General features: G+C 35.8%; 17 protein-coding genes. 3 read left to right on the top strand and 14 right to left on the bottom strand.

What is annotated here, in order from left to right:
- Window positions 1–7: 7 nt before the first annotated feature.
- Both LIV57_RS21190 and LIV57_RS21185 read left to right on the top strand, forming a co-directional pair.
- Complete coding sequence (locus LIV57_RS21190; protein ID WP_202844343.1) at window positions 8–904, top strand: 3-hydroxybutyryl-CoA dehydrogenase; 897 nt, start codon at window positions 8–10, stop codon at window positions 902–904.
- Window positions 905–949: 45 nt separating this feature from the next.
- The gene (locus LIV57_RS21185) at window positions 950–1,189 is read left to right on the top strand and encodes a hypothetical protein (RefSeq protein WP_002977986.1); all 240 of its coding nucleotides are present in this window, start codon (window positions 950–952) and stop codon (window positions 1,187–1,189) included.
- Window positions 1,190–1,238: 49 nt separating this feature from the next.
- On the opposite strand, the gene LIV57_RS21180 is transcribed toward LIV57_RS21185, so the two are convergent.
- The 5 genes from LIV57_RS21180 to dnaN form a co-directional block, all read right to left on the bottom strand.
- A complete protein-coding gene (locus LIV57_RS21180) occupies window positions 1,239–1,649 on the bottom strand; it encodes an META domain-containing protein (RefSeq protein WP_227944195.1) in 411 nt (136 codons plus the stop codon).
- A gap of 489 nt (window positions 1,650–2,138) precedes the next feature.
- Window positions 2,139–4,541 carry a phenylalanine--tRNA ligase subunit beta gene (gene pheT, locus LIV57_RS21175; RefSeq protein WP_227944194.1) on the bottom strand — a complete coding sequence of 801 codons (2,403 nt, stop codon included), beginning with the start codon at window positions 4,539–4,541 and terminating at the stop codon, window positions 2,139–2,141.
- 205 nt (window positions 4,542–4,746) lie between these two features.
- A complete protein-coding gene (locus LIV57_RS21170) occupies window positions 4,747–5,364 on the bottom strand; it encodes a DUF417 family protein (RefSeq protein WP_227944193.1) in 618 nt (205 codons plus the stop codon).
- Window positions 5,365–5,427: 63 nt separating this feature from the next.
- On the bottom strand, window positions 5,428–6,258 hold the full coding sequence (locus LIV57_RS21165) for an AraC family transcriptional regulator (protein WP_227944192.1): 831 nt from the start codon (window positions 6,256–6,258) through the stop codon (window positions 5,428–5,430).
- 378 nt (window positions 6,259–6,636) lie between these two features.
- Window positions 6,637–7,767, bottom strand: a complete 1,131-nt coding sequence (gene dnaN / locus LIV57_RS21160; protein WP_034699704.1) for a DNA polymerase III subunit beta — start codon at window positions 7,765–7,767, stop codon at window positions 6,637–6,639.
- Between the two features lie 183 nt (window positions 7,768–7,950).
- Between dnaN and LIV57_RS21155 the strand changes: the two genes are divergently transcribed.
- Window positions 7,951–8,307, top strand: a complete 357-nt coding sequence (locus LIV57_RS21155; protein ID WP_227944191.1) for a diacylglycerol kinase family protein — start codon at window positions 7,951–7,953, stop codon at window positions 8,305–8,307.
- 136 nt (window positions 8,308–8,443) lie between these two features.
- Here the strand turns inward: LIV57_RS21155 and LIV57_RS21150 are convergent, their stop codons facing one another.
- From LIV57_RS21150 to purB, 9 genes are all read right to left on the bottom strand, one after another.
- Entirely contained in the window at window positions 8,444–8,902 is a 459-nt protein-coding gene (locus LIV57_RS21150) for a GyrI-like domain-containing protein (protein ID WP_227944190.1), read from the bottom strand.
- 333 nt (window positions 8,903–9,235) lie between these two features.
- On the bottom strand, window positions 9,236–9,568 hold the full coding sequence (locus LIV57_RS21145) for a gamma-glutamylcyclotransferase family protein (RefSeq protein WP_227944189.1): 333 nt from the start codon (window positions 9,566–9,568) through the stop codon (window positions 9,236–9,238).
- Entirely contained in the window at window positions 9,568–10,197 is a 630-nt protein-coding gene (locus LIV57_RS21140) for an SGNH/GDSL hydrolase family protein (RefSeq protein ID WP_227944188.1), read from the bottom strand. The genes LIV57_RS21145 and LIV57_RS21140 overlap by 1 nt, the downstream gene beginning before the upstream one ends.
- A gap of 447 nt (window positions 10,198–10,644) precedes the next feature.
- Window positions 10,645–11,058 carry a ribonuclease inhibitor gene (locus LIV57_RS21135; protein ID WP_227944187.1) on the bottom strand — a complete coding sequence of 138 codons (414 nt, stop codon included), beginning with the start codon at window positions 11,056–11,058 and terminating at the stop codon, window positions 10,645–10,647.
- Complete coding sequence (locus LIV57_RS21130) at window positions 11,039–14,734, bottom strand: phosphoribosylformylglycinamidine synthase (protein WP_227944186.1); 3,696 nt, start codon at window positions 14,732–14,734, stop codon at window positions 11,039–11,041. The genes LIV57_RS21135 and LIV57_RS21130 overlap by 20 nt, the downstream gene beginning before the upstream one ends.
- Before the next feature lie 26 nt (window positions 14,735–14,760).
- Window positions 14,761–15,792 (bottom strand): YhcG family protein, encoded by a 1,032-nt coding sequence (locus LIV57_RS21125; RefSeq protein WP_227944185.1) that lies wholly within the window; start codon window positions 15,790–15,792, stop codon window positions 14,761–14,763.
- 194 nt (window positions 15,793–15,986) lie between these two features.
- Window positions 15,987–16,958 (bottom strand): WG repeat-containing protein, encoded by a 972-nt coding sequence (locus LIV57_RS21120; protein WP_227944184.1) that lies wholly within the window; start codon window positions 16,956–16,958, stop codon window positions 15,987–15,989.
- A 28-nt stretch (window positions 16,959–16,986) separates the two neighbouring features.
- Window positions 16,987–18,012, bottom strand: coding sequence for a hypothetical protein (locus tag LIV57_RS21115; RefSeq protein ID WP_227944183.1), 1,026 nt, complete (start codon window positions 18,010–18,012; stop codon window positions 16,987–16,989).
- Window positions 18,013–18,055: 43 nt separating this feature from the next.
- Window positions 18,056–19,483 carry an adenylosuccinate lyase gene (gene purB / locus LIV57_RS21110; RefSeq protein WP_227944182.1) on the bottom strand — a complete coding sequence of 476 codons (1,428 nt, stop codon included), beginning with the start codon at window positions 19,481–19,483 and terminating at the stop codon, window positions 18,056–18,058.
- Window positions 19,484–20,784: the final 1,301 nt, after the last annotated feature.

Raw genomic sequence — 20,784 nt, 5'->3', positions numbered from 1 at the left:
AAAAATGATCAAAAACATTGTAGTTATCGGAGCGGGAACCATGGGAAATGGTATTGCACATACTTTCGCACAAAGCGGTTTTAAAGTAAATCTTGTAGATGTATCCCAGGAAGCTTTGGACAGAGGTTTAAAAACCATTACTACCAATCTTGACAGAATCATTGCAAAAGGAAACCTTACAGAGGAGCAAAAAGCTGAAACTTTAGGTAACATCACTACTTTTACAGCATTGAATGAGGCTGCAGGATCTGCTGATCTTATTGTAGAGGCTGCTACTGAAAATCTTGATCTTAAACTGAAGATCTTCGGCCAGATGGATGAACTGGCTCCTGCCAATTGTATCCTTGCAACCAATACTTCTTCTATTTCTATCACAAAAATTGCTGCAGCTACCAAAAGAGCTGATAAAGTAATCGGAATGCACTTTATGAACCCGGTTCCTATTATGAAACTGGTAGAAATCATCAAGGGATATTCAACTTCCAAGGAGACTTTTGATGCCATTTATGAAATGAGTAAAACTTTGGGTAAAGTTCCTGTAGAAGTGAATGACTACCCTGGTTTTGTGGCGAACAGAATTTTAATGCCAATGATCAATGAATCTATCGAGACTCTTTACAACGGAGTAGCCGGTGTTGAAGAAATTGACACGGTAATGAAACTGGGAATGGCTCATCCGATGGGTCCGCTTCAGCTGGCAGACTTTATTGGTCTTGATGTATGTCTTGCCATTCTGAATGTAATGTATGACGGTTTTAAAAATCCTAAGTACGCTCCGAACCCATTGCTTGTGAATATGGTGACAGCCGGAAAACTGGGTGTAAAATCAGGAGAAGGGTTCTACGATTATTCTGAAAGCAAAAAAGCTGAAAAAGTTTCAAAAATGTTTTTGAAGTCATCTTAAATCAATAATTTTAATTATCTTTGAGAAAGTTAAAACATTAAAAAAATGAAATTACCAAAGTTTTTATTAGCAGATAATTCGGAATTTCCAGAGGATCTATTCGTAGTTCATACAGAATATCCAAGATTTATCTTAAACGTTGAGGAAGAAGAAGTTGAGTGGTTAGATGATCTTGAAGGTGATGATGAAGAAACGATGGCAGACGAGGCTACTAAAGTAGTAGAAGCAGCATTCAAATGGTGCGATGAAGAGTTGGCTAAGTACGACGAAGAAGAGGAAGATTAATAACACTCTAAACATAAAAAAGGAACTCAATTGAGTTCCTTTTGTTTTTTTATTCTGATTTAGTGAATTTCAATAGCAAAAGATTGTCTTTGTACAATTCTAAAATATTTCCGGAAACCACATATTTGTTAGCTTTCCCCATCATATCCATAAAGTTCTGTTCTACCCCGATGTTGCTGCACATCATTTTTGTAGATCCCATCTGTCCGGCTGTAAAACTTCCTGTAGACGGATCTATGGTAGCCGTTCCGAAATAGTTGTTACATCCCGCATTTCCGGTGATCTTTTCTCCTTCAATATTCAATGTCGGAACTTTACCTTTTACCGTTTCAGCCAATGTCCATTTTGTGCTGGCAAGAGCAGGCTGAGCTTTTCCTACTTTAGATGCAGACGGGCTTGTCATAGATCCACATGAAGCCAATACTGCAGCTGTACATATACTTAAAAAAAGATTTTTCATTTTTTTCTTTTTGAATTAACCCAAATTTACGGAAATTATATTATTTAAACGGGCTGCCGTGAATTTTATTATTCTTTAACATTTGATATTTTGAATATTTTTCAGAATTATTTTTATGCTCTTGATGATCAAAAAAGGATTGAAAACCTTAATACATAAGAACTTCATGTGCACTAAAGTTGTAACATTGCCTTTATCATTCCGGAGAAATCTCTATTACAATTAGCTTATAAAGAGTTCTGAGACTCCTACGGAGTGACAAAGGCTGTGGATAGAGTGTTTTTATACAAAATTTCCATTTTAAACACGAATAACACTAATATTTTCACTAATATCACTAATGCAATTCAATAGGAACGGGCTTTAGCCCGTTTTTCTATTCACAAAAATTCATTTGGCCTTAACCCAAGCCTAACAACAACGCAATAAAACAAAAAAACGGACTTTAAAAAGTCCGTTTCTGTTATGTTGAAATATGTATTTCAAATATTAAGATCTCAACTCAGCGTTGAATTCTTTCTGGAAAGCTTTGATCAGAGAATCCATTACTTCCGTAATTTCTTTTTCTTCCAGTGTTTTTTCTTCGTTTAACAACTCGAAGCTCATGGCATAAGACTTCTTACCTTCCGGAAGATTTTTACCTTCATATACATCAAACAGATTGATGTTTTTGATGAATGGAGATTTATTTTTCTTAGCCGTCTGATATAGATCCTGATAGTTAACTGTTTTATCAATCAATAAAGCTAAATCTCTTCTGATTTTGTTGAACTTCGGAATGTCTTTGAATTTCAATTCATTTTTAGAACGCAATTCCTGAGCTAATTCCAGTTCAATTTCTGCATAGAAACATTCCTGATCAATATCAAAGTCTTTCAATAAAGCAGGTGCTACTTTTCCGATTCTTACCAATGCTTTACCATCCGCTTCATATACCAATGCATCAGAGAATCTGTCATCAGTTAAAGCTACTTCTTTATAATCTACAGCCAATCTTTCCAGTAAAACTTTTACATAAGCTTTAAGGTTATAGAAGCTTACTGCAGATTTTGGCTGAAGCCAGTTTTCTGCAACATCTCTTCCGGAAACAAGTAATGCAAGTTGTTTTCTTTCTTCGTATTTATCTTTTTTGTGATAAATTTTTCCTAACTCGAAGAACTTGATATCCTGATTTTTTCTGTTGATGTTATATACTGTGTTCTGAAGAAGTCCTTCCAATAAAGACTTTCTCATGAATGCCAGATCACCGCTTAAAGGGTTCAATAGTTTTACCGCATCAGTTTCATCTTTTACAGAAGTTAAAGAGTTGTTCATTACTTCATTGAAACCAAGTCCCTGTAAAGTTCTTGCCCAGCTGTTTTCCAGTTCGTCCTGATCGTTAGCACTTAGCTTAACAGGCGTAAACGAAATCTTCTGTGGCGCATCAATTTTATTGTATCCGTAGATTCTTAAGATCTCTTCAATCACGTCAATTTCTCTTGTTACATCTGCTCTGTACGCAGGAACGGAGATTTCGAAACCATTTGGAATTTCATTTAAAACCTGAATTTCCAATGCTTTTAAGATTTCTTTTACTTTTTCTCTGTGGATTTTTGTTCCTAAAATCTGCTCAATTTTAGAGAATCTAAGGATCACATAATTGTCCTCTATTTTCTTAGGATATTCTTCCAATAAGTCACCTACCAATTTACCTTCAGCAATTTCCTGAATCATTTTAATAGCATGAGTGATGGCTGTTCTGGTAAGATTCGGGTCTACTCCTCTCTCAAATCTGAAAGAAGCATCTGTATTCAAGCTATGCGCTTTTGCTCCTTTTCTCACTGCAATCGGGTTGAAGTAAGCACTTTCAAGGAAGATTGTTTTTGTAGTATCAGATACTCCTGAGCTCTCACCACCGAATACTCCGGCAATACACATTGGCTTATCTTTACCGTCTTTGATCATGATTTCAGAACCATTTAATGTTCTTTCAACACCATCTAAAGTTGTGAATTTCGTTCCCGGTTTTACTACACCTACTTTCACTTTCTTATCTGCAATTTTATCTGCATCAAATGCGTGAAGCGGCTGTCCGTATCCGTGAAGAATATAGTTGGTAATATCTACAACGTTGTTAATCGGGCTTAATCCGATCGCTTTCAGCCTGTCTTTCAACCAGGATGGTGATTCTGCTATTTTTACATCTTCAATAACGGCTCCGATATATCTTGGACACAATTCTGCATCTTCAATTTCCAGTTTGAAATCATGTGTTCCTTCATTATTCAAAACTTCGGAAGCTACTTTATTAAATTGCGACTTCAATTGATTCGTAGAAAGGTAGGCATGTAAATCTCTGGCAACACCATAATGAGACATGGCATCTGTTCTGTTCGGCGTTAATCCGATTTCAAATACCTCATCATTGGTCAGCTCAAAATAGTCTGCAAAGTTTTTCCCTACTTCATATTGGGTTTCATCCAGCACCATAATTCCTCCGTGATCATCGCTAAGACCTAGTTCGTCTTCTGCACAGATCATTCCCTGAGAAACCTCTCCTCTGATTTTTGCTTCTTTAATTTCAAAAAAGTTCCCGGTCTTGTCATAGATTTTTGTTCCGACAACGGCTACAGGAACAGTTTGCCCCGCTTCTACGTTAGGAGCTCCGCAAACAATATTCAGCACTTTTCCGTTTCCTACGTCTACAGTTGTCTTCTTCAGTTTGTCAGCATTAGGATGCTTTTCGCAGGTAAGTACTTTACCTACAACAATTCCTTCCAGGCTGCCTCTTACACTTTCAAATTTATCTATCCCTTCAACCTCAAGACCTATATCTGTAAGGAATTCACCGATTCTTTCAGTTTTTGATTCCGTTTTTACAAAGTCCTTCAGCCAGTTGTTTGATATTTTCATTTGTTAATCTATCTACTTATTTAATACGTCAGATGAGTTCTAGATTCCACCTGCTCTATTTTGAAACTTTTATTTGAAATCCCACACCCTTTACGGTGTGATTTTTCGAGCTACAAATGTCGTGTTTTTTTGAGAAATAGAGAAATTTAGAAACGATTTTAAGATAATAAATTTTCGTTAATCTTTGTGCTGCCGATTCGGGAATCTATTGATCCGACGGTCTTACCAGCTTCTTCAGGCTGTCAGAAAATAACACCAGCCCTCCCGCCATCATGATAATATCCTTTAGTACAAGACGTCCTGCTCCTGACAGATATGGAAATCCATATTGAGGTGTCACTCCAACTCCGCCCAGATTGGGGACGTAAACTTCAGGAGTAGTGATCAGGAATGACAGGGTAACGAGTGACATTAAAAATGTTAAAGCAGCTCCAACAGCTCCAATTTTAGGAAACCAAATTCCCAATGCTACCAAAACTCCTATCACAACAATCATTGTTCCCAGGCCATAGGAGAACGCATACGTTCCGTTTTCCTTATGCCAGTCGATATTTTTCTGAACTACCTTTCCTTCCGGATTTTTGTACAAAGTATATTCTTTAACCAATTTTTGATCTGCATTAAGCACTTTATAGTCTGCATTTTTGTAGAAAAAACTCATCAAAGGGCTGTTGGCAACGAAAGGAACAATTCCATCAGCTTCGTAATGAAATGCTTTCAGGCCGCCAATCCATGCCATAACAATGAAAATCGCAATTCTGAGAAAATTGAAAAAATAAGCATCCCATTGTAGTAGCTTATGGTAAAGTCTGTTGTTTTTCATGTGATTTATTTTTTACCAAAGGTATTCACATGCACAGAGCGCCAACATAGACATTTCGGGACATTACATGGACATTTTCGCCACTACGGAGATTCCCACTTTTTCTCTGTAATTTTTAGGAGAACAGCCAACGGATTTTTTGAAATATCTGCTGAAATAAAATTCATCGGCAAATCCCAACTCTGAAGCAATTTCCTTGACAGACCGATAGGTTAAATGAAGCAGTTTCTTAGATTCAAGAATGATTCTCTCATTAATAAGCTGTGTGGGTGTTTTGGCAAATTCTTTTTTTACCGCTTTGCTTAATGTATTATTGGTTATACTCAGTTTATCACTGTAAAATGACAGTTCTTTTTCTGTTTTAAAATACGTCTCCAGCAGTTTTTGAAATTCTGCAGCGTTTTTATTGGGAAGCTTTTCATTAGAAATTATGCTGTTTTCAATACTGCTTTTCTGTTTGCTTCCGATAGCAAGAATGAGCTGGATATAGGTTTTGATAATGGATTCAGAAAACGGATGCTTTTCACGTTCTTCTTTTTTAATATGACTAAAAAACTCAAGAATATAATTGAAGTTTTCTTCTGACAGCTCAACCCCGGGATTCAGATAAATATTATTGAAAAGAAGCCCGTTACAAGCTACTTCTTCTTTGTGATACTCAATACAGTAATAATCACCATGAAAGAAAAGCACGTGGATATTCTCATCAGATTCCGAAGCCAGCTTCACCTTTTGATAAGGAGAAAGAAAGAGAATATTGTATCCGTCATAAGAATAATTAATGCCATCTACTGAGAAAACACCGGAACCTTTCCATAGAAACACGCTGTAATTTTCAGTTTTGAACTCTGCGGAAAAATCTGAGGTTTGGTAAGATTGTATTTTTATTTCCATGATGAGTTAATTTAAACACTAATGACGCTAATGATTCACAAATAACACTATTGATTTAATATTCTTTTGAATGCGCTTTTCTCTTATTATACTTTTACCTTGAAGCAAAAGTATACAAAAGTTCAAGACAGGAATCATCCGCTAAAAATTTGAAAGTACTCCTAAAATTTCCAAACTCGCATGGATCGTCCGGTTCTTCTTCGGTTCTAAATTTTGTCCATGCTCAAACAATGAAAATTTTTTAACGGATTATATTTAAATTTTCTTAACGCTCCTGATTCCTAAGTCGATTAATCCCTATTTACAACTATAAGTCAGAGAGCAGACTACAAAAAAAGCCGGAAAATTCCGGCTTTCTATTTATTCGTTATATTAATCTTATAATCCGATTACCGGCATTGATAACATTAAGATATTTTCATTTTCTTCAAGACCATCAAGAGGTTCAATGATTCCTGGTCTGTTAGGCTGAGACATTTTCATGGTGATATCGTCAGATCCTAAAATCGTCAGCATTTCTGTTAAGAATTTTGAGCTGAATCCGATATTGATATCTTCTCCGTTGTAGTCGCAAGGAATCTGCATGTCTGCTTTGTTTGCATATTCAGTATCTTCTGCATGAAGGTGAAGAATATTTCCGGAAAGCTTGAATCTTACCTGGTTGGTAGATTTGTTGGACATGATAGATGCTCTTTTGATTGCTCCTAACAACAGGTTTCTGTTGATGGTCAATACATTTGGATTTTCTTTTGGAATTACCGCTGTATAGTTCGGATATTTACCATCAATCAGTCTGCAGATCCAGATATGCTTACCAAAAGTAAACTTAGCCATATTCTCATTGAAGTCGATGGTTACGTCTTCATTGGAACTTGCCAGGATATTTTTGAAAATGTTAAGAGGCTTTTTAGGCATGATAAACTCCATCGGCTCGGCATTCATCAGGTCTGCTCTTTTGTACACCACCAATCTGTGGGAGTCTGTAGAAACGAAATTGGTTTCATTTTCTCCAAACTGGAAAAGAACTCCTGTCATTACCGGACGAAGAGAGTCGTTACTTGTAGCGAATAGTGTGTTTGTCAAAGCTTCAGACAAAACTCCTGCCGGCATCGTTACACTTTGGGAAGCGTCAAATTCCGGTAATTCAGGATAGTCATCAGCATTGTCTAATGCTACTGCGAAATTATCTTTTTCATCTAAAATCTCAAGCTGGCTTCCGGTACCTTCTGCATTGTCTTTTACAACAAATGTCAGAGGCTGTTCACCATATGTCTTGATAAAATCCTGAAAAATTTTAGCAGGAACAGCAAATTTACCTGTATCATCAGACTTTACTTCCAGGGAAGTAACAAGAGTTGTCTCGCCGTCAGATGCTGTAATGGTAACATTATTTCCGTCTAATTCAAAAAGATAGTTTTCTAAAATCGGTCTCGATTGAGAGCTTGATATTACGCCACTTACAGTTTGCAAAGCCTTCTGCAGTTCACCACTTGAAATAATAAATTTCATAGATTTATAAAATAAGTTTCTACAAATATAATAAATAGATACAACAAAGAAAAGAATAATATGGAGGAGTTTTTAACAAAGATCCTTAATTTGTTTTGAGCCTTGATATTATACTTATATTTCTTCGGGCAACTCTATTTTATCAAAATACAAAGACTATCTTTGTCTCAAAAGTTTAAAAATATGCAAAAACCTCCCATCCATAAAAGTTTTCTCAATGCTTTCCGGGGTGTTTTTATGATGATTAAAACAGAAAGGAATTTCCAGATTGAACTTCTGGCATTTTTTGTCAATCTCTTCCTTATTTTTTATTTCAACCTGAGCAGCACAGACACCGCTTTGGTTATTATCGCCTCATTCGCTGTTTTAAGTGCTGAAATTTTCAATACCGCTATTGAAAAGATCTGTGATATCATTCAACCTGATTTCGACAAAAGAATTGGCTTTATTAAGGACATTGCTGCCGGAGCTGTATTCCTGACGGCCATTGCATCTGTGATTGTCGGAGTCTTGGTGTATGGGAAATATGTTTTCAGCTAAGCTGAAGAAAGAAGCTGTGTGCTGGAAGTTTAAACCACCCCGTCAAAAATTCTTTGAATTTTTGACACCCCTCCGAGGGAGGGGAATATCACGTCTTCAGTTGGAAGGTTGTGAAGGCAAGTTTTTTCACTTTTTTTTATTTTACAGCAATAAAAATATCTACTTCGGCATCTGAAGGATTTTGTGCTTTTTCTCCGTACACTTCAAAATCGGCGGTAAATGTTCTGTTCAAATCCATTTCCCAGATTTTTAACCATTCGTTGATAACCAACCCTTTTGAAAGGTCTCCTTTTGGGACAAATTTCAGATAATCTCCTCCATCAAAAGAATAGCCAACCATTCCTTCCGGGATGTTATCAAGGTTTTCGACTTTACATCCAAGAACTGTTGTATAAGGCTTTGTATGGTCTTTTTCGTAATCTGTATAGATGGAATAAATGGTATTGTCTATTTTATTTGGAATTGAATTGACAATATTCTCGCTGATCATTTTCTCCCATAATACCGGAATATCTTTTCCTGCCTGTCCATTTTCATTGGTTGTTCTTACAGAGATCCCGATCACATTAAAAGGTTCTATTTTTACGTTATTCATTTATTGATTTTTTGTTAGCACAAAGATAAAAACAGGTTGTGACAAGGGTATGTCAGTAGTTTTTTTAAATTTGGGCTAAAGCCGATGGATTTATTTATAAGATAAGTGGGCTAAAGCCCATTTCCATTGAATATTAAATTGGTCATATTAGTAGAAAAGCACTTATTAAGTCTAAAAGTTACTTCATTTGCGAAATCTGTGAGAGAACATTCAAGCTTAGATTCCTTGCTTTGCCCGGAATGACAAAGGTCCCGTTGAAATTTTATAGGAGACAGTGGGATTGCTTCGCTTTGCTCGCAATGACAGTATGGGGACGTTTTAAAAGATGAGAAACTATTTTCCGACATAGATAAATCCTTTTTTCCCGGATTTAAAGACTGTTTCTATTCTTTTATAATCATCTACTTCATATTCGTCTGCCTGGAGGATTTCTTCATCTGTCACTTCAAAAAGTACTCCTTCTATCTCATCCTTATTGTTTCCTGAAAATTCCAGTACAGGATGGTATTTCTGACCGCTTTTCCTCAGGACTTCAGGATCTGTGATTTCAAGCATACTTAATTTGTAGCCTGATAAAATATCTTTTTCACCTTGTAAAATTCTTCCAAAAGTTTCAAGCTGTACCTGTTCTTTCTGCAGGGTTCCATAAGAAAATAAACTAGGCATTAAAGATACTTTTCAATGATTGGAATTGCGATTTCGGCCATCATTCCATAGCCTTTTTCATTAGGATGCACACCGTCTGCAGAAAGCAGGATTTCTTTATCATCCAGGAAAGCAGAATAAAAATCAATATATCCCAATGAGTCTTCTGCCGCAATATTTTTCAAAATCTGATTATATGCGACAACATCTTCGTTGATTCTTTTCTTCCCTGAACTTACCACTACTCCATCTATTTTTTGAGAAAAAGGAAGAATGCTTACGAGATAAATGGTATTGGAAAACTGTCTGGCATGGGCAACGGCTTCTTTGATATTGGTTTTAAATTTTTCAGGATCTACAATCTGTACTCCATCTTTTACTGCAAGATCATTGGCTCCATAGCTTAGAAAAACGATATTTCCATCAGCAGAATTTCTTGCAGCCAGTTCATGAGGAATTCTTTTGAGCAATCCTTCTGTGGTTTCTCCTCCTATTCCGAGATTGAACAGGATCAGTTCATCTCCATTTCCTTCATGAAATTTCTGCAGGGCATATCTTTTCAGAATATCTACCCAACCTCCAAAAACGCCGTCATATTCTCCATAGGTAATGCTGTCACCGAAGAACAGCCCGTAAATAATTTTCTTCATTCAACTTCTGTTATTTCCTTTTTTGTTGAAGTAAAAATAGTGAGAAAAATTCTTAATATCTTTCAAATTGCATAGTTTTTAACGCAAAAGACGCAAAGTTTTTATATTAATTTTTTCGTTCGCAAGGGCGTTTCACTCAGCAATAGACGTATTTATATCCTTGTTGAATGAAGTGAATTGACCATTAAGGTTTTGTAAGAGATGAAGAATTACTAAGGCAACAGCAAAAGCTATTATGAAGCAGAATCCCTTATTCATCAGCGATGACTCTTAACTTTTCTTACAATCTTTATTATTCTTAATGGTTAAATTTTTGACGCAAAGGTTTTATTGTGACTATGTTGATCCAAGGAAGCAAAGAAGGAATCAACAAGTTGATTGGATGAAGCTAACTGGAAAATGTCAATATTTCAAAATTTCCACTCATTACTCATTACTCATTACTCATCATTCCAGGCTCAGCGTAATATTCATATGTGATTCTATAATTTCAATCAGGATTTCAAAAAGTGTTTGTCCTTTTCCTTCGATCAATTCATTTAATTTCTGTTGAATGAGTTCTGTATTGAAGGGTTTTCCCTGTCTAATCTTGTTTTCATAGAATTCACGGGTGGCCTTAAAGCCTAAGTCTTCTTTTGACTTTTCTGATTCTTTCCAGATGATTTCAATTTCTTCTTTGCCTTCGATTACTCCAAACCCTCCGTAAAGGATGTCATCAAAACCATCTAATGTCCCTACTTTCCAGTCTGTATCTTTCATCAGAACACTGGAAACTTCTTCGTAGAAACCTCTTAAAGACGAAAAATGACCGCCATGGATGACGATCATTTTTCTTGTATTGTTATTTGAAGTATTCAACACCGTTTTTGAATATGTTGTGATAATTCGCGGTTGGTATATTCTTCATGAGACCTTCTGCAAAACGTTCAGGATGGCCCATTCTTCCGTAGATTTTTCCACATGGACTGGTGATTCCTTCAATTCCGAATAATGAATTATTAGGATTGAATGGCATTCCGTGTGCGATGTTTCCGTCAAGATCAATGTATTGGGTAGCAATCTGCCCGTTTTCATACAATTTCTTAATCTCTTCTTCTGAAGCCATAAAACGTCCTTCTCCGTGGGAAATAGGAATAGTGAAAGTTTGTCCTTTCATTCCTTTTAACCAAGGGCTTTCGTCATTCACTACTTTTACAGTAACCATCTGAGAGATGTGTCTTCTGATAGCATTATGAGCTAACGTTGGAGAGTTTTCATCCAGATCTTTGATTCTTCCGTAAGGTAACAATCCTGATTTCACAAGCGCCTGGAATCCGTTACAGATCCCGATAATCATTCCGTCTCTGTCTAATAATTCGTGAACTGCATTTTTCATTTTCTCGTTTTTCAGAACGTTGACAATGAATTTTGCAGAACCATCCGGCTCATCTCCGGCAGAGAAGCCTCCTGAGAAGGCCAGAATCTGAGAAGTTCTGATCTCTTCCACCCATGCATCAATGCTTTCATCCAGTAACTGATGATTGATATTGATTAAAGGCAAGCTGCTTACTACAGCGCCTTCTTTCTGGAATGCATTCAGCGTGTCGTACTCACAGTTGGTTCCCGGGAAGACCGGAGCAAATACTTTCGGCTGTGCGATTCCGTGCTTTTTAATGATGATATTTCTTGGATGGATTGAGTTTGATTTTTCATCAATTTCAACCGTGATCTTTTCTTTTTCTACTGTTGGGAAAAGGTTTTCGAAAGTACCCGTAAAACTGGATTCGAGATTTGAAATTTGAAATTTGAAATTGTTGATGCTCAAAGTTTCATCCTCAACTACTTTTCCAATCAACTGAAGGTTTACAGCGCTTAATTCTTCTTTAGCTTCAATGATCAGGCTACCAATATTTTTCGCCAATAAAATACTTTCATCAGCATTGATTTCAGCACCTAATCTGTTTCCGAAGCTCATTTTTGCTAAGGCTACTGCCAGACCTCCTTCTTTTACTGTTTTTACAGAAACAATTTTTCCTGCTTTGATGTTTTCGAAAATGAATTCAAAAGCTTCTTTTAAAGCATCATAGTTTGGAAGTCCGCTTTCCTGAGCAACGTGATTGAAGAAATACAGTTTGTTCCCTGCACTTTTCAATTCAGGAGAGATGATATTTTCTTTATCTCCGTTGGCACATGCAAAAGAAATCAAGGTCGGCGGAACATTCAGATCCTGGTAGGTTCCACTCATGGAATCTTTTCCTCCGATGGCTGCAAGACCTAAATTGATCTGTGCATCGTAAGCTCCTAAAAGTGATGCTAGAGGTTTACCCCATTTTTCAGGATTTTGCCCTAATTTTTCGAAGTATTCCTGGAAGCTTAATCTGATGTTTTTATAATCACCTCCCATCGCCACAATCTTCGCCACACTCTCTACGACAGCATAAGATGCTCCTAATAGTGAATTTTGTTTTGAGATTTCAGCATCGAATCCCCAGCTTGCCAGAGAAACAGTTTTTATATCTTTTGCTCCTAAGATCGGCAGTGTCTGCACACTTCCTTCCATAAGGGTCTGCTGATATTTCCCTCCTAAAGGCATTGCTACTGTAGTGGCTCCAATTGAAGAGTCGAACATTTCAAGCAATCCTTTCTGGGAAGCTACATTTTTATCTTTTAAGATGTTCAGGAAGTTTTCTGCTGTGAAAGCTTTTGTTTCTTCTTTTACTTCTTCAAGATGAGTGATCTTCACTTCCTGAGATTTTGAACATCCGTTGGTATCTAAGAAAGCTCTTGAAAGGTCTACAATTTTGTCACCTTTCCAGAACATCTGCATTCTTCCTGAATCTGTCACTTTTGCTACTTCTACCGCAACAATATTTTCAGCTTCACAGAATCTGATGAATTTTTCTTTATCCTGAGGATCCACAACTACCGCCATTCTTTCCTGAGATTCGGAAATAGCCAGCTCGGTTCCGTTTAATCCTTCGTATTTTAATGGTAATACATCAAGGTTTACTTCTAAAGAGTCTGCAATTTCACCGATTGCTACAGAGACACCTCCTGCTCCGAAGTCGTTTGATTTTTTGATCAGCTTCGTCACTTCAGGATTTCTGAATAGTCTCTGAATTTTGCGCTCTTCTACAGCATTTCCTTTCTGAACTTCCGAACTCATGGTGTGGATAGAAGTTTCGTCCTGCTCTTTTGAACTTCCGCTTGCTCCTCCTACTCCGTCACGACCTGTTGCACCTCCTAAAATGATGATTGAATCACCGTTAGCAGGTTTCTCACGTCTTACCCAATCTACAGGAACGGCTCCGGTTACGAAACCAACTTCCATTCTTTTAGCTTTATAGCCTTCGTCATAGATTTCAGAAACCATTGTCGTAGCAAGACCAATCTGGTTACCGTAAGAAGAATATCCGTTGGCAGCCTGCTTTGTAATCGTTTTCTGAGGTAATTTTCCTGGTAATGTCTTATCTACAGATTCTAAAACATCTGCAGCACCCGTTAATCTCATTGCCTGGAAAACAAAAGATCTTCCGGATAACGGATCTCTGATAGCACCTCCCAAGCAAGTAGATGCTCCACCAAACGGTTCAATTTCCGTAGGGTGATTGTGCGTTTCGTTTTTGAATAATAAATACCAAGGTTCTTTTTTACCATCATATTCTGCTTCAATCTGGATCGTACATGCATTGATCTCATCAGAAATAACAAGGTTATCAAGATTCCCTGTTTTATGGAAATATTTACCGCATACTGTTGCCAGGTCCATTAAGGAAATTGGCTTTAGCTCACGGCCTAAGAATTTTCTTTTCTCGATATAATCATTGAAAATCGTTTCCAATGTGTGTTTGAACTGACCTTCAAACTGAATATCTGACAATTCTGTCTCGAATGTTGTGTGACGACAGTGGTCGCTCCAATACGTGTCTAATACTTTTAATTCTGTTTCCGTAGGATTTCTTTCTTCAGTTTTGAAATATTCCTGAATGAATTTCAGGTCATCCAATCCTAATGCAAAACCATGATTGTTGTAGAAATTTTCAAGTTCAGCATCATTGAAATTGATGAAATTTTCGTGGATGATTACTTTTGACGGGGTTTCATCTGCAGGAATATCCAGAATGGATAAGTCTTTTTCCTGAGATTCTACTTTGTTGATCAGAAGGTCTTTGATTTTAACCAAATCCGCTTCAGAAACTCCTTCAAATTCGATTAATTTTCCACTTCTTACTTTTGATTTTTCATTTTCAGTCAGCAAAGCGATACACTGTTGTGCAGAATCTGCTCTCTGATCATACTGACCAGGCAAAAATTCCATTCCGAAGTGAATAGCTTTTGCAGGGTTTTCTGTATGTAAAATATCAGTAACAGGGTCTACGAAAGTGTTGTTCACCACTTTTTCAAATTCTCCGTCGTTCAGGTTGAAAATATCATACACATTGTATACTTTCACACTTTGAACTGCCGGAACCACCGCTTTTACTTCATCAAAAATTTTTGGACTTTCAACATCGAAAATTCCTCTTTTTTCTACGAAAATTCTTTTGTTATTAGACATTAGATGTCAGATTTTTAATATTAGATTTATTTTTTATTTTCAAATTTATTTCTTGCTATCTCTATTGAACGATGCAATTTTTCAAGCAAAACTTTTTCTGAAGGTAAGATAAGTAAATATTCTGCTACTTTTATATTATCCCCTTCCAGATTCATGAGTTCTATATGTTCGGAATTTTTCCCGGAACAAAGGATTAAACCAATGGGAGGGTTTTCACCTTCTACTTTTTCATATTTATTAAGGTATGAGAGATAAAGCTCCATCTGCCCTTTATGGCTGGCTTCAAACTCACCTAATTTCAGTTCGATAACGACCAAGGATTTTAGTTTCCTGTGATAGAAAAGTAAATCCAGGTAGTAATCTCTGTTATCTATTGTGATTCTTTTCTGTCTTGAAAGAAATGCAAAATCACTTCCCAATTCAGAAATGAATTTTTGAAGTTCCACGATAATGGCTTCTTCTAAATCTTTTTCAGAAAAGGTATCCTTCAATTCTAAAAAATCAAGAAAATAGGGATCTTTAAAAACCAAATCAGGGTTTAAAATATTACTTTCAGACCAGTTTTTCAGTTCTTTATCTATTATTTCCTCAGGTTTTTTACTTATTGCTGTTCGTTCAAAAAGCAGAGAATTGATTTTCTCTCTTAAGACTCTGACACTCCAGTTTTCAATTTTACAAACTTCAAGATAAAAGTTTCTTTTAGTATCTTGTGAAATAGGAATGAGGAGTAAAAAATGGGTCCATGATAATTGTCGCATCGCTGATGCGACAATATTAAAATCACTGAATACAGACGCAAACTGCATCATTTTCCGGATATTTTTCTCAGAAAATGAATTTCCAAATTCTAACGTAAGTTGTTGAGAGATTTGTACAATAACTTCTTTACCATACTCTGCTCTCTTATTATCTAAAACATCTTCATTTATTCTTTTTCCTATCTCCCAGTACAAAACCACCATTGCCGAGTTTACCTGAGCAGCGACCTGACTTCTTGTCTTGTCTACCAGCTCCTTAAGATCGGTCATTAATTGTTGATGATTCTGATTCTGTAACATTATTAAAAATTAGATGTCAGATTTTTAATATTAGATTTATTTTTCTTTTTACTGAGTTAAAGTTTCTTTCTTTAAACCCATCTATATTGGAAATTTTTGAAAGAGATTTTCCCTCCAATCATTATTCTGTACAAATTTAAAGGAATAAGTCGTATTTTCTTCAAATTTGACCTATAGAATTTCCAATTTTATCTTTATTTGTTTATAAATTTATTCGGATTATCCTTGTGTTCTTTCTGAAAATCCTCAGCATTTTTTATTTCTTCTTTCAGCCAGTTTTCAAAAGGAACTTTCTTTTCATTAAAATCCTCAATGGCATAAAATGTTTTACCATCTTCTGAAACCAGGAATTTGAAACGGTAAAGCATATCCAAATCTTTCTTCTTGTGATTATAGGTATTCACCTGATAATACGGAAAGTTTTCTTTTGGTCTTTCCACAATTTCAAAAAACAGATTCTTTTCTTTTTCAGACAGTTTATTATAAAAGTTCACATAATAAAGATCTGAAAGCTTTTTCTTCTGTTTTTCAAAGAACTGAAGGATATTCTTCTCCTTTTCATTGTACTGAAACGGATTCGGGTAGTATTTTCCGTCTATTTCAACATCATTTCCAGACTGTTTTGCAACTGGCTGAACAGTTTCTCCTTTGACATTCATCACACCCCATTTTCCGCCTACAATGGATCTGTGCTCGTCATTTGTTTTTTCCCAGTCGCAGCCATCACAAAATGCAGCATATCCATAATTAAAGGGGGATGCAAAATCATGCTCAGCTTCAATAATGATCTTTCCGTTTCGGTCTGCAAATCCTACTTTACCATTTTTAACCAATCTTCTTAGTCCTTCAGAGAAATAATCTGCTCCATTGTCATAAAGGAAAGGCTGATACAGGAATTTCCCATTTCTGTCATACACATAGCCCCATGCATTTTTCTCCGGTTTTTCGCCTTCTTTACTGCCATCAAAAAGAATGGTTTCTCCTTCTACAGGATCTCCATCTTTAAGGAATGAAAAGACTTTGAACTGTGCAGGAACAATTATTTTTCCTGCTTTATCTTTTACTCCTACTAAAGAATCTTTGGATTTGAAATAATGTAAATCTTCTTTAGTCTGAGAAAAAGAAAGGATTGGTATCAGTATGATGGTTAAAAGTATTTTTTTCATTGAATTGGAAATGGTTTCAAAGCTTAATTTACTCGTCTTTAGTGAGATCTGTTTTCTTACGCGAATTTACAATAATATAATACTTATTAGCAACATCATAGTCTATAGAATTGTTTAGCTTCCACTTTTGATAACCTTCATAATCAAACTGATGATTTTCTGGCGGACTTAATAAATAGTTATACTGCTCCATTAAATATTCGTCTGTGAAACCATCATTTCTAAGTTTTGTGAAGAACGAAATCAATTTATCTACTGTGAAATTACCTTCTTTAATTGGTGTGGAATTTTTTTTCGTCTTATAATCTATAAAACCATTAATTCCCGCCATGTGAAAATCTAAAAGGATTCCAGGAATTCCTGAAGCTCTTTCATATTTATCAATATTCTCATATATCCATTTCATCTTATTTGTAGCACTACTCATGGTGATTCTTAATAATATCGTGTCACGAGCAGCAACAGGTGCATAAATAATATTTGAATATCTTGTTAAAGGATTATTTTGTACAATTTTTGCTGGTTGTAAATTCTTTAAAAATTCGTCATGCATTTTATCCAGAACTAAAGTATCATTCCCTTTTTGGCTTATTTCTGAAATAAAAATCCAAAAACCCGCATCATACACTCTTACATTAATCAGTCTGTTAAGATGGTTAAAATAGCTGCTGATTCCGTGAAGCTTGAACTTTCCTTCTTTAAAGGTTACTCCTTTATTTACTTTTTCACTTTCTTTAGGAGTATATTTTCTTTCAGCTAAATCTCTATAATAATGATTTAAAAGCCTTTCTTCATCAAGAAAAGCCGGAATAATTTTGAATTTAAATAATACATCGTTACTCTTATTTTCATATTCTGCAGCAAAAACGCTGTCATTTTTAGAGTTTGTAAACAATGCCGTTCTGGAAAAGTCACCCAAACTAACAGGAGCGGTCATCCCTGAAACCATATGGCTAAAATCGGCATCGGATCTGATTTTTTTATTCGGTTTTAAATCCTGAGAAAATATCATCACAGGAAATAAAGATAAAATAAAAAACAGGTAAATCTTCATACGAATTAAATAAAATATGCAGCCCAAAAGACTGCATATTGTTTTATACTTTAAGATCAGCTTCCAATCCTATTAAGTCTTTGTTTTGGTCTATAATCGGCTGCACTTCATTTTTGATGAATTCCTCCGTCTGGATCGGCGCGAAACCAATAAAGTTTTTAGGATCTAAAACTTCTTTCAGTTTTGATTTGTCTAGTTTTAAAGAATCATCATTCAGGATTCTTTCGATAAGGTCGTTTTCTTTTCCTTCTTCTTTCACTTTTTTGGAAGCTTCCATAGAGTGAACTCGGATCACCTCGTGGATTTCCTGACGGTCACCACCCGCTTTTACCTCTTCCATGATGATGTATTCTGTTGCCATGAAAGGAAGTTCCTCCATAATGTGCTTGTTGATTCTGTTTGGATAAACAACGATTCCGTTCATGATGTTGTTCCAGATCAAAAGAATAGCATCCACGGCCAAAAACGCCTGAGGAATTGTTAATCTCTTGTTGGCAGAGTCGTCCAATGTTCTTTCAAACCATTGTGTAGAGGCTACCATTGCAGAACTTGTTGTCAGAGACATTACATATTTTGCCAATGCTCCGATTCTTTCGCTTCTCATTGGATTACGCTTGTAAGCCATCGCCGATGAACCAATCTGGTTTTTCTCGAATGGTTCTTCAATTTCCTTAAGGTTTTGAAGCAGACGTAAATCGTTTGTGAATTTGTGTGCTGACTGTGCAATATTTCCCAATAAAGCAACTACTTTCGCATCGATTTTTCTATCGTAAGTCTGTCCGGAAACTCCGAACACTTTATCGAAGCCGAATCTTTTTGAAAGTTCTTTATCTAAGTGTTTTACTTTGGAATAATCTCCGTTGAAAAGCTCAAGGAAACTTGCAGCAGTTCCTGTTGTTCCTTTTACTCCTCTGAAACGAAGGGTTTCAAGGAAGAAATCCAATTCTTCGATGTCAAGAACCAAACTCTGTAACCAAAGCGTAGCTCTTTTCCCAACTGTTGTCAACTGAGCCGGCTGGAAGTGTGTGAATCCTAAAGTGGGAAGGTCTTTATATTGAATAGCAAAGTCTGCTAAGTTCTTCATGACGTTAACCAACTTTTTCTTTAAGATTAAAAGTCCGTCACGGATTTGGATTAAGTCTGTATTGTCTCCTACAAAAGCTGAAGTTGCTCCCAGGTGGATAATTCCTTTTGCTGAAGGCGCCACATCCCCATAAGCGTGAACGTGAGCCATTACATCATGACGGAATTTTTTCTCATACTCTGCTGCTTTCTCATAATCGATGTTTTCAGCATTAGCTTTTAACTCAGCGATCTGCTCGTCTGTAATTTCAAGTCCAAGGTCTTTTTCGATTTCAGCAAGAGCTATCCAAAGCTTTCTCCAATTCTGGAATTTGTTATTGTGTGAGAAGTTAAATAACATTTCTTCACTGGAGTAGCGTTCTTCCAATGGATTTTTGTAGGAATTCATTCGTTCTTTTACTTTTTAGATGTACAAAAATACGGTTTTTCATTGAGAGATGAAAATCCAGATTTGATGATTTTCATTCATAATTTATACTTATACTTTTGCCTTGAAGCAAAAGTATACAAAAGTTCAAGACGGGAATCATCCGCTAAAAATTTAAATGTACTCCTAAAATTTCCAAACTCGCATGGATCATCCGGTTCTGCTTCGGTTCTAAATACATCCCATGCTCAGACAGTGGAAATTTTTTAACGGATTACATTGAAATTTTCTTGACGCTTCTGATTCCTAAGTCAGATATTAATAAGTAGCATGTTAATTTTTAATACTAGAAACTAATACTATCTCTTGTTCTATTTATAACCATGTTCAAGGCGAGACTAGCTGCCGAACCTTTTCTTTTTAATATATCGCAGATAGAAATATAGGATTATAGAAATTAGAATTGCAATGACTATTTTCAGATATACACGAAGAGGAATGTTGTGACTGCTGGCTAATACCATTAATAAATAAAAGACACAGATTAAAAAAGAAGTAAAACAAATAATTTGTAAAATATTTATTATGATTTTCATTTATACTTTTGCCTTGAAGCAAAAGTATACAAAAGTTCAAGACTGGAATCATCCGCTAAAAATTGGAATGTACTCCTAAAATTTCCAAACTCGCATGGATCATCCGGTTCTGCTTCGGTTCTAAATACATCCCATGCTCAGACAGTGGAAATTTTTTAACGGATTACATTGAAATTTTCTTAACGCTCCTGATTCCTAAGTCGGGTATTAATGAGTACCATACTACTTTTTAAATGACTGGTGGCTAATACCATTTACACAAATTAAAAAAGAACTAAAACAAATACCCTGTGAAATATTTATTATGATTTTCATTTATACTTTTGCCTTGAAGCAAAAGTATGCAAAAGTTCAAGACGGGAATCATCCACTAAAAATTTGAATGTACTCCTAAAATTTCCAAACTCGCATGGATCATCCGGTTCTGCTTCGGTTCTGAGTAAGTCCAATGCTCAGACAGTGGAAATTTTTTAACGGATTACATTGAAATTTTCTTAACGCTCCTGATTCCTAAGTCAGACATTAATAAGTAGCATGTTAATTTTTAATATTAGAAACTAATACTATCTCTTGTTCTATTTATAACCATGCTCTAGGCGAGACTAGTTGCCGAACCTTTTCTTTTTAATATATCGCAGATAGAAATATAGGATTATAGAAATTAGAATTGCAATGACTATTTTCAGATATACACGAAGAGGAATGTTGTGACTGCTGGCTAATACC

Origin of the sequence: Chryseobacterium sp. X308, assembly GCF_020733145.1 — a bacterium.
In the GTDB taxonomy this organism is placed as follows: domain Bacteria; phylum Bacteroidota; class Bacteroidia; order Flavobacteriales; family Weeksellaceae; genus Chryseobacterium; species Chryseobacterium cupriresistens.
Note: the sequence above shows the minus strand (reverse complement) of the source record. Positions and strands in the feature narration are given on the sequence as shown.

Excerpts from the sequence above, each read along its gene's own strand:
- pheT (WP_227944194.1), bottom strand. The coding sequence starts at position 4,541 with ATGAAAATATCAAACAACTGGCTGAAGGACTTTGTAAAAACGGAATCA.
- LIV57_RS21180 (WP_227944195.1), bottom strand. The coding sequence starts at position 1,649 with ATGAAAAATCTTTTTTTAAGTATATGTACAGCTGCAGTATTGGCTTCA.
- LIV57_RS21170 (WP_227944193.1), bottom strand. The coding sequence starts at position 5,364 with ATGAAAAACAACAGACTTTACCATAAGCTACTACAATGGGATGCTTAT.
- LIV57_RS21120 (WP_227944184.1), bottom strand. The coding sequence starts at position 16,958 with ATGAAAAAAATACTTTTAACCATCATACTGATACCAATCCTTTCTTTT.
- LIV57_RS21155 (WP_227944191.1), top strand. The coding sequence starts at position 7,951 with ATGCAAAAACCTCCCATCCATAAAAGTTTTCTCAATGCTTTCCGGGGT.
- LIV57_RS21125 (WP_227944185.1), bottom strand. The coding sequence starts at position 15,792 with ATGTTACAGAATCAGAATCATCAACAATTAATGACCGATCTTAAGGAG.
- LIV57_RS21165 (WP_227944192.1), bottom strand. The coding sequence starts at position 6,258 with ATGGAAATAAAAATACAATCTTACCAAACCTCAGATTTTTCCGCAGAG.
- LIV57_RS21140 (WP_227944188.1), bottom strand. The coding sequence starts at position 10,197 with ATGAAGAAAATTATTTACGGGCTGTTCTTCGGTGACAGCATTACCTAT.
- LIV57_RS21150 (WP_227944190.1), bottom strand. The coding sequence starts at position 8,902 with ATGAATAACGTAAAAATAGAACCTTTTAATGTGATCGGGATCTCTGTA.
- dnaN (WP_034699704.1), bottom strand. The coding sequence starts at position 7,767 with ATGAAATTTATTATTTCAAGTGGTGAACTGCAGAAGGCTTTGCAAACT.
- LIV57_RS21145 (WP_227944189.1), bottom strand. The coding sequence starts at position 9,568 with ATGCCTAGTTTATTTTCTTATGGAACCCTGCAGAAAGAACAGGTACAG.
- LIV57_RS21130 (WP_227944186.1), bottom strand. The coding sequence starts at position 14,734 with ATGTCTAATAACAAAAGAATTTTCGTAGAAAAAAGAGGAATTTTCGAT.
- purB (WP_227944182.1), bottom strand. The coding sequence starts at position 19,483 with ATGAATTCCTACAAAAATCCATTGGAAGAACGCTACTCCAGTGAAGAA.
- LIV57_RS21185 (WP_002977986.1), top strand. The coding sequence starts at position 950 with ATGAAATTACCAAAGTTTTTATTAGCAGATAATTCGGAATTTCCAGAG.
- LIV57_RS21115 (WP_227944183.1), bottom strand. The coding sequence starts at position 18,012 with ATGAAGATTTACCTGTTTTTTATTTTATCTTTATTTCCTGTGATGATA.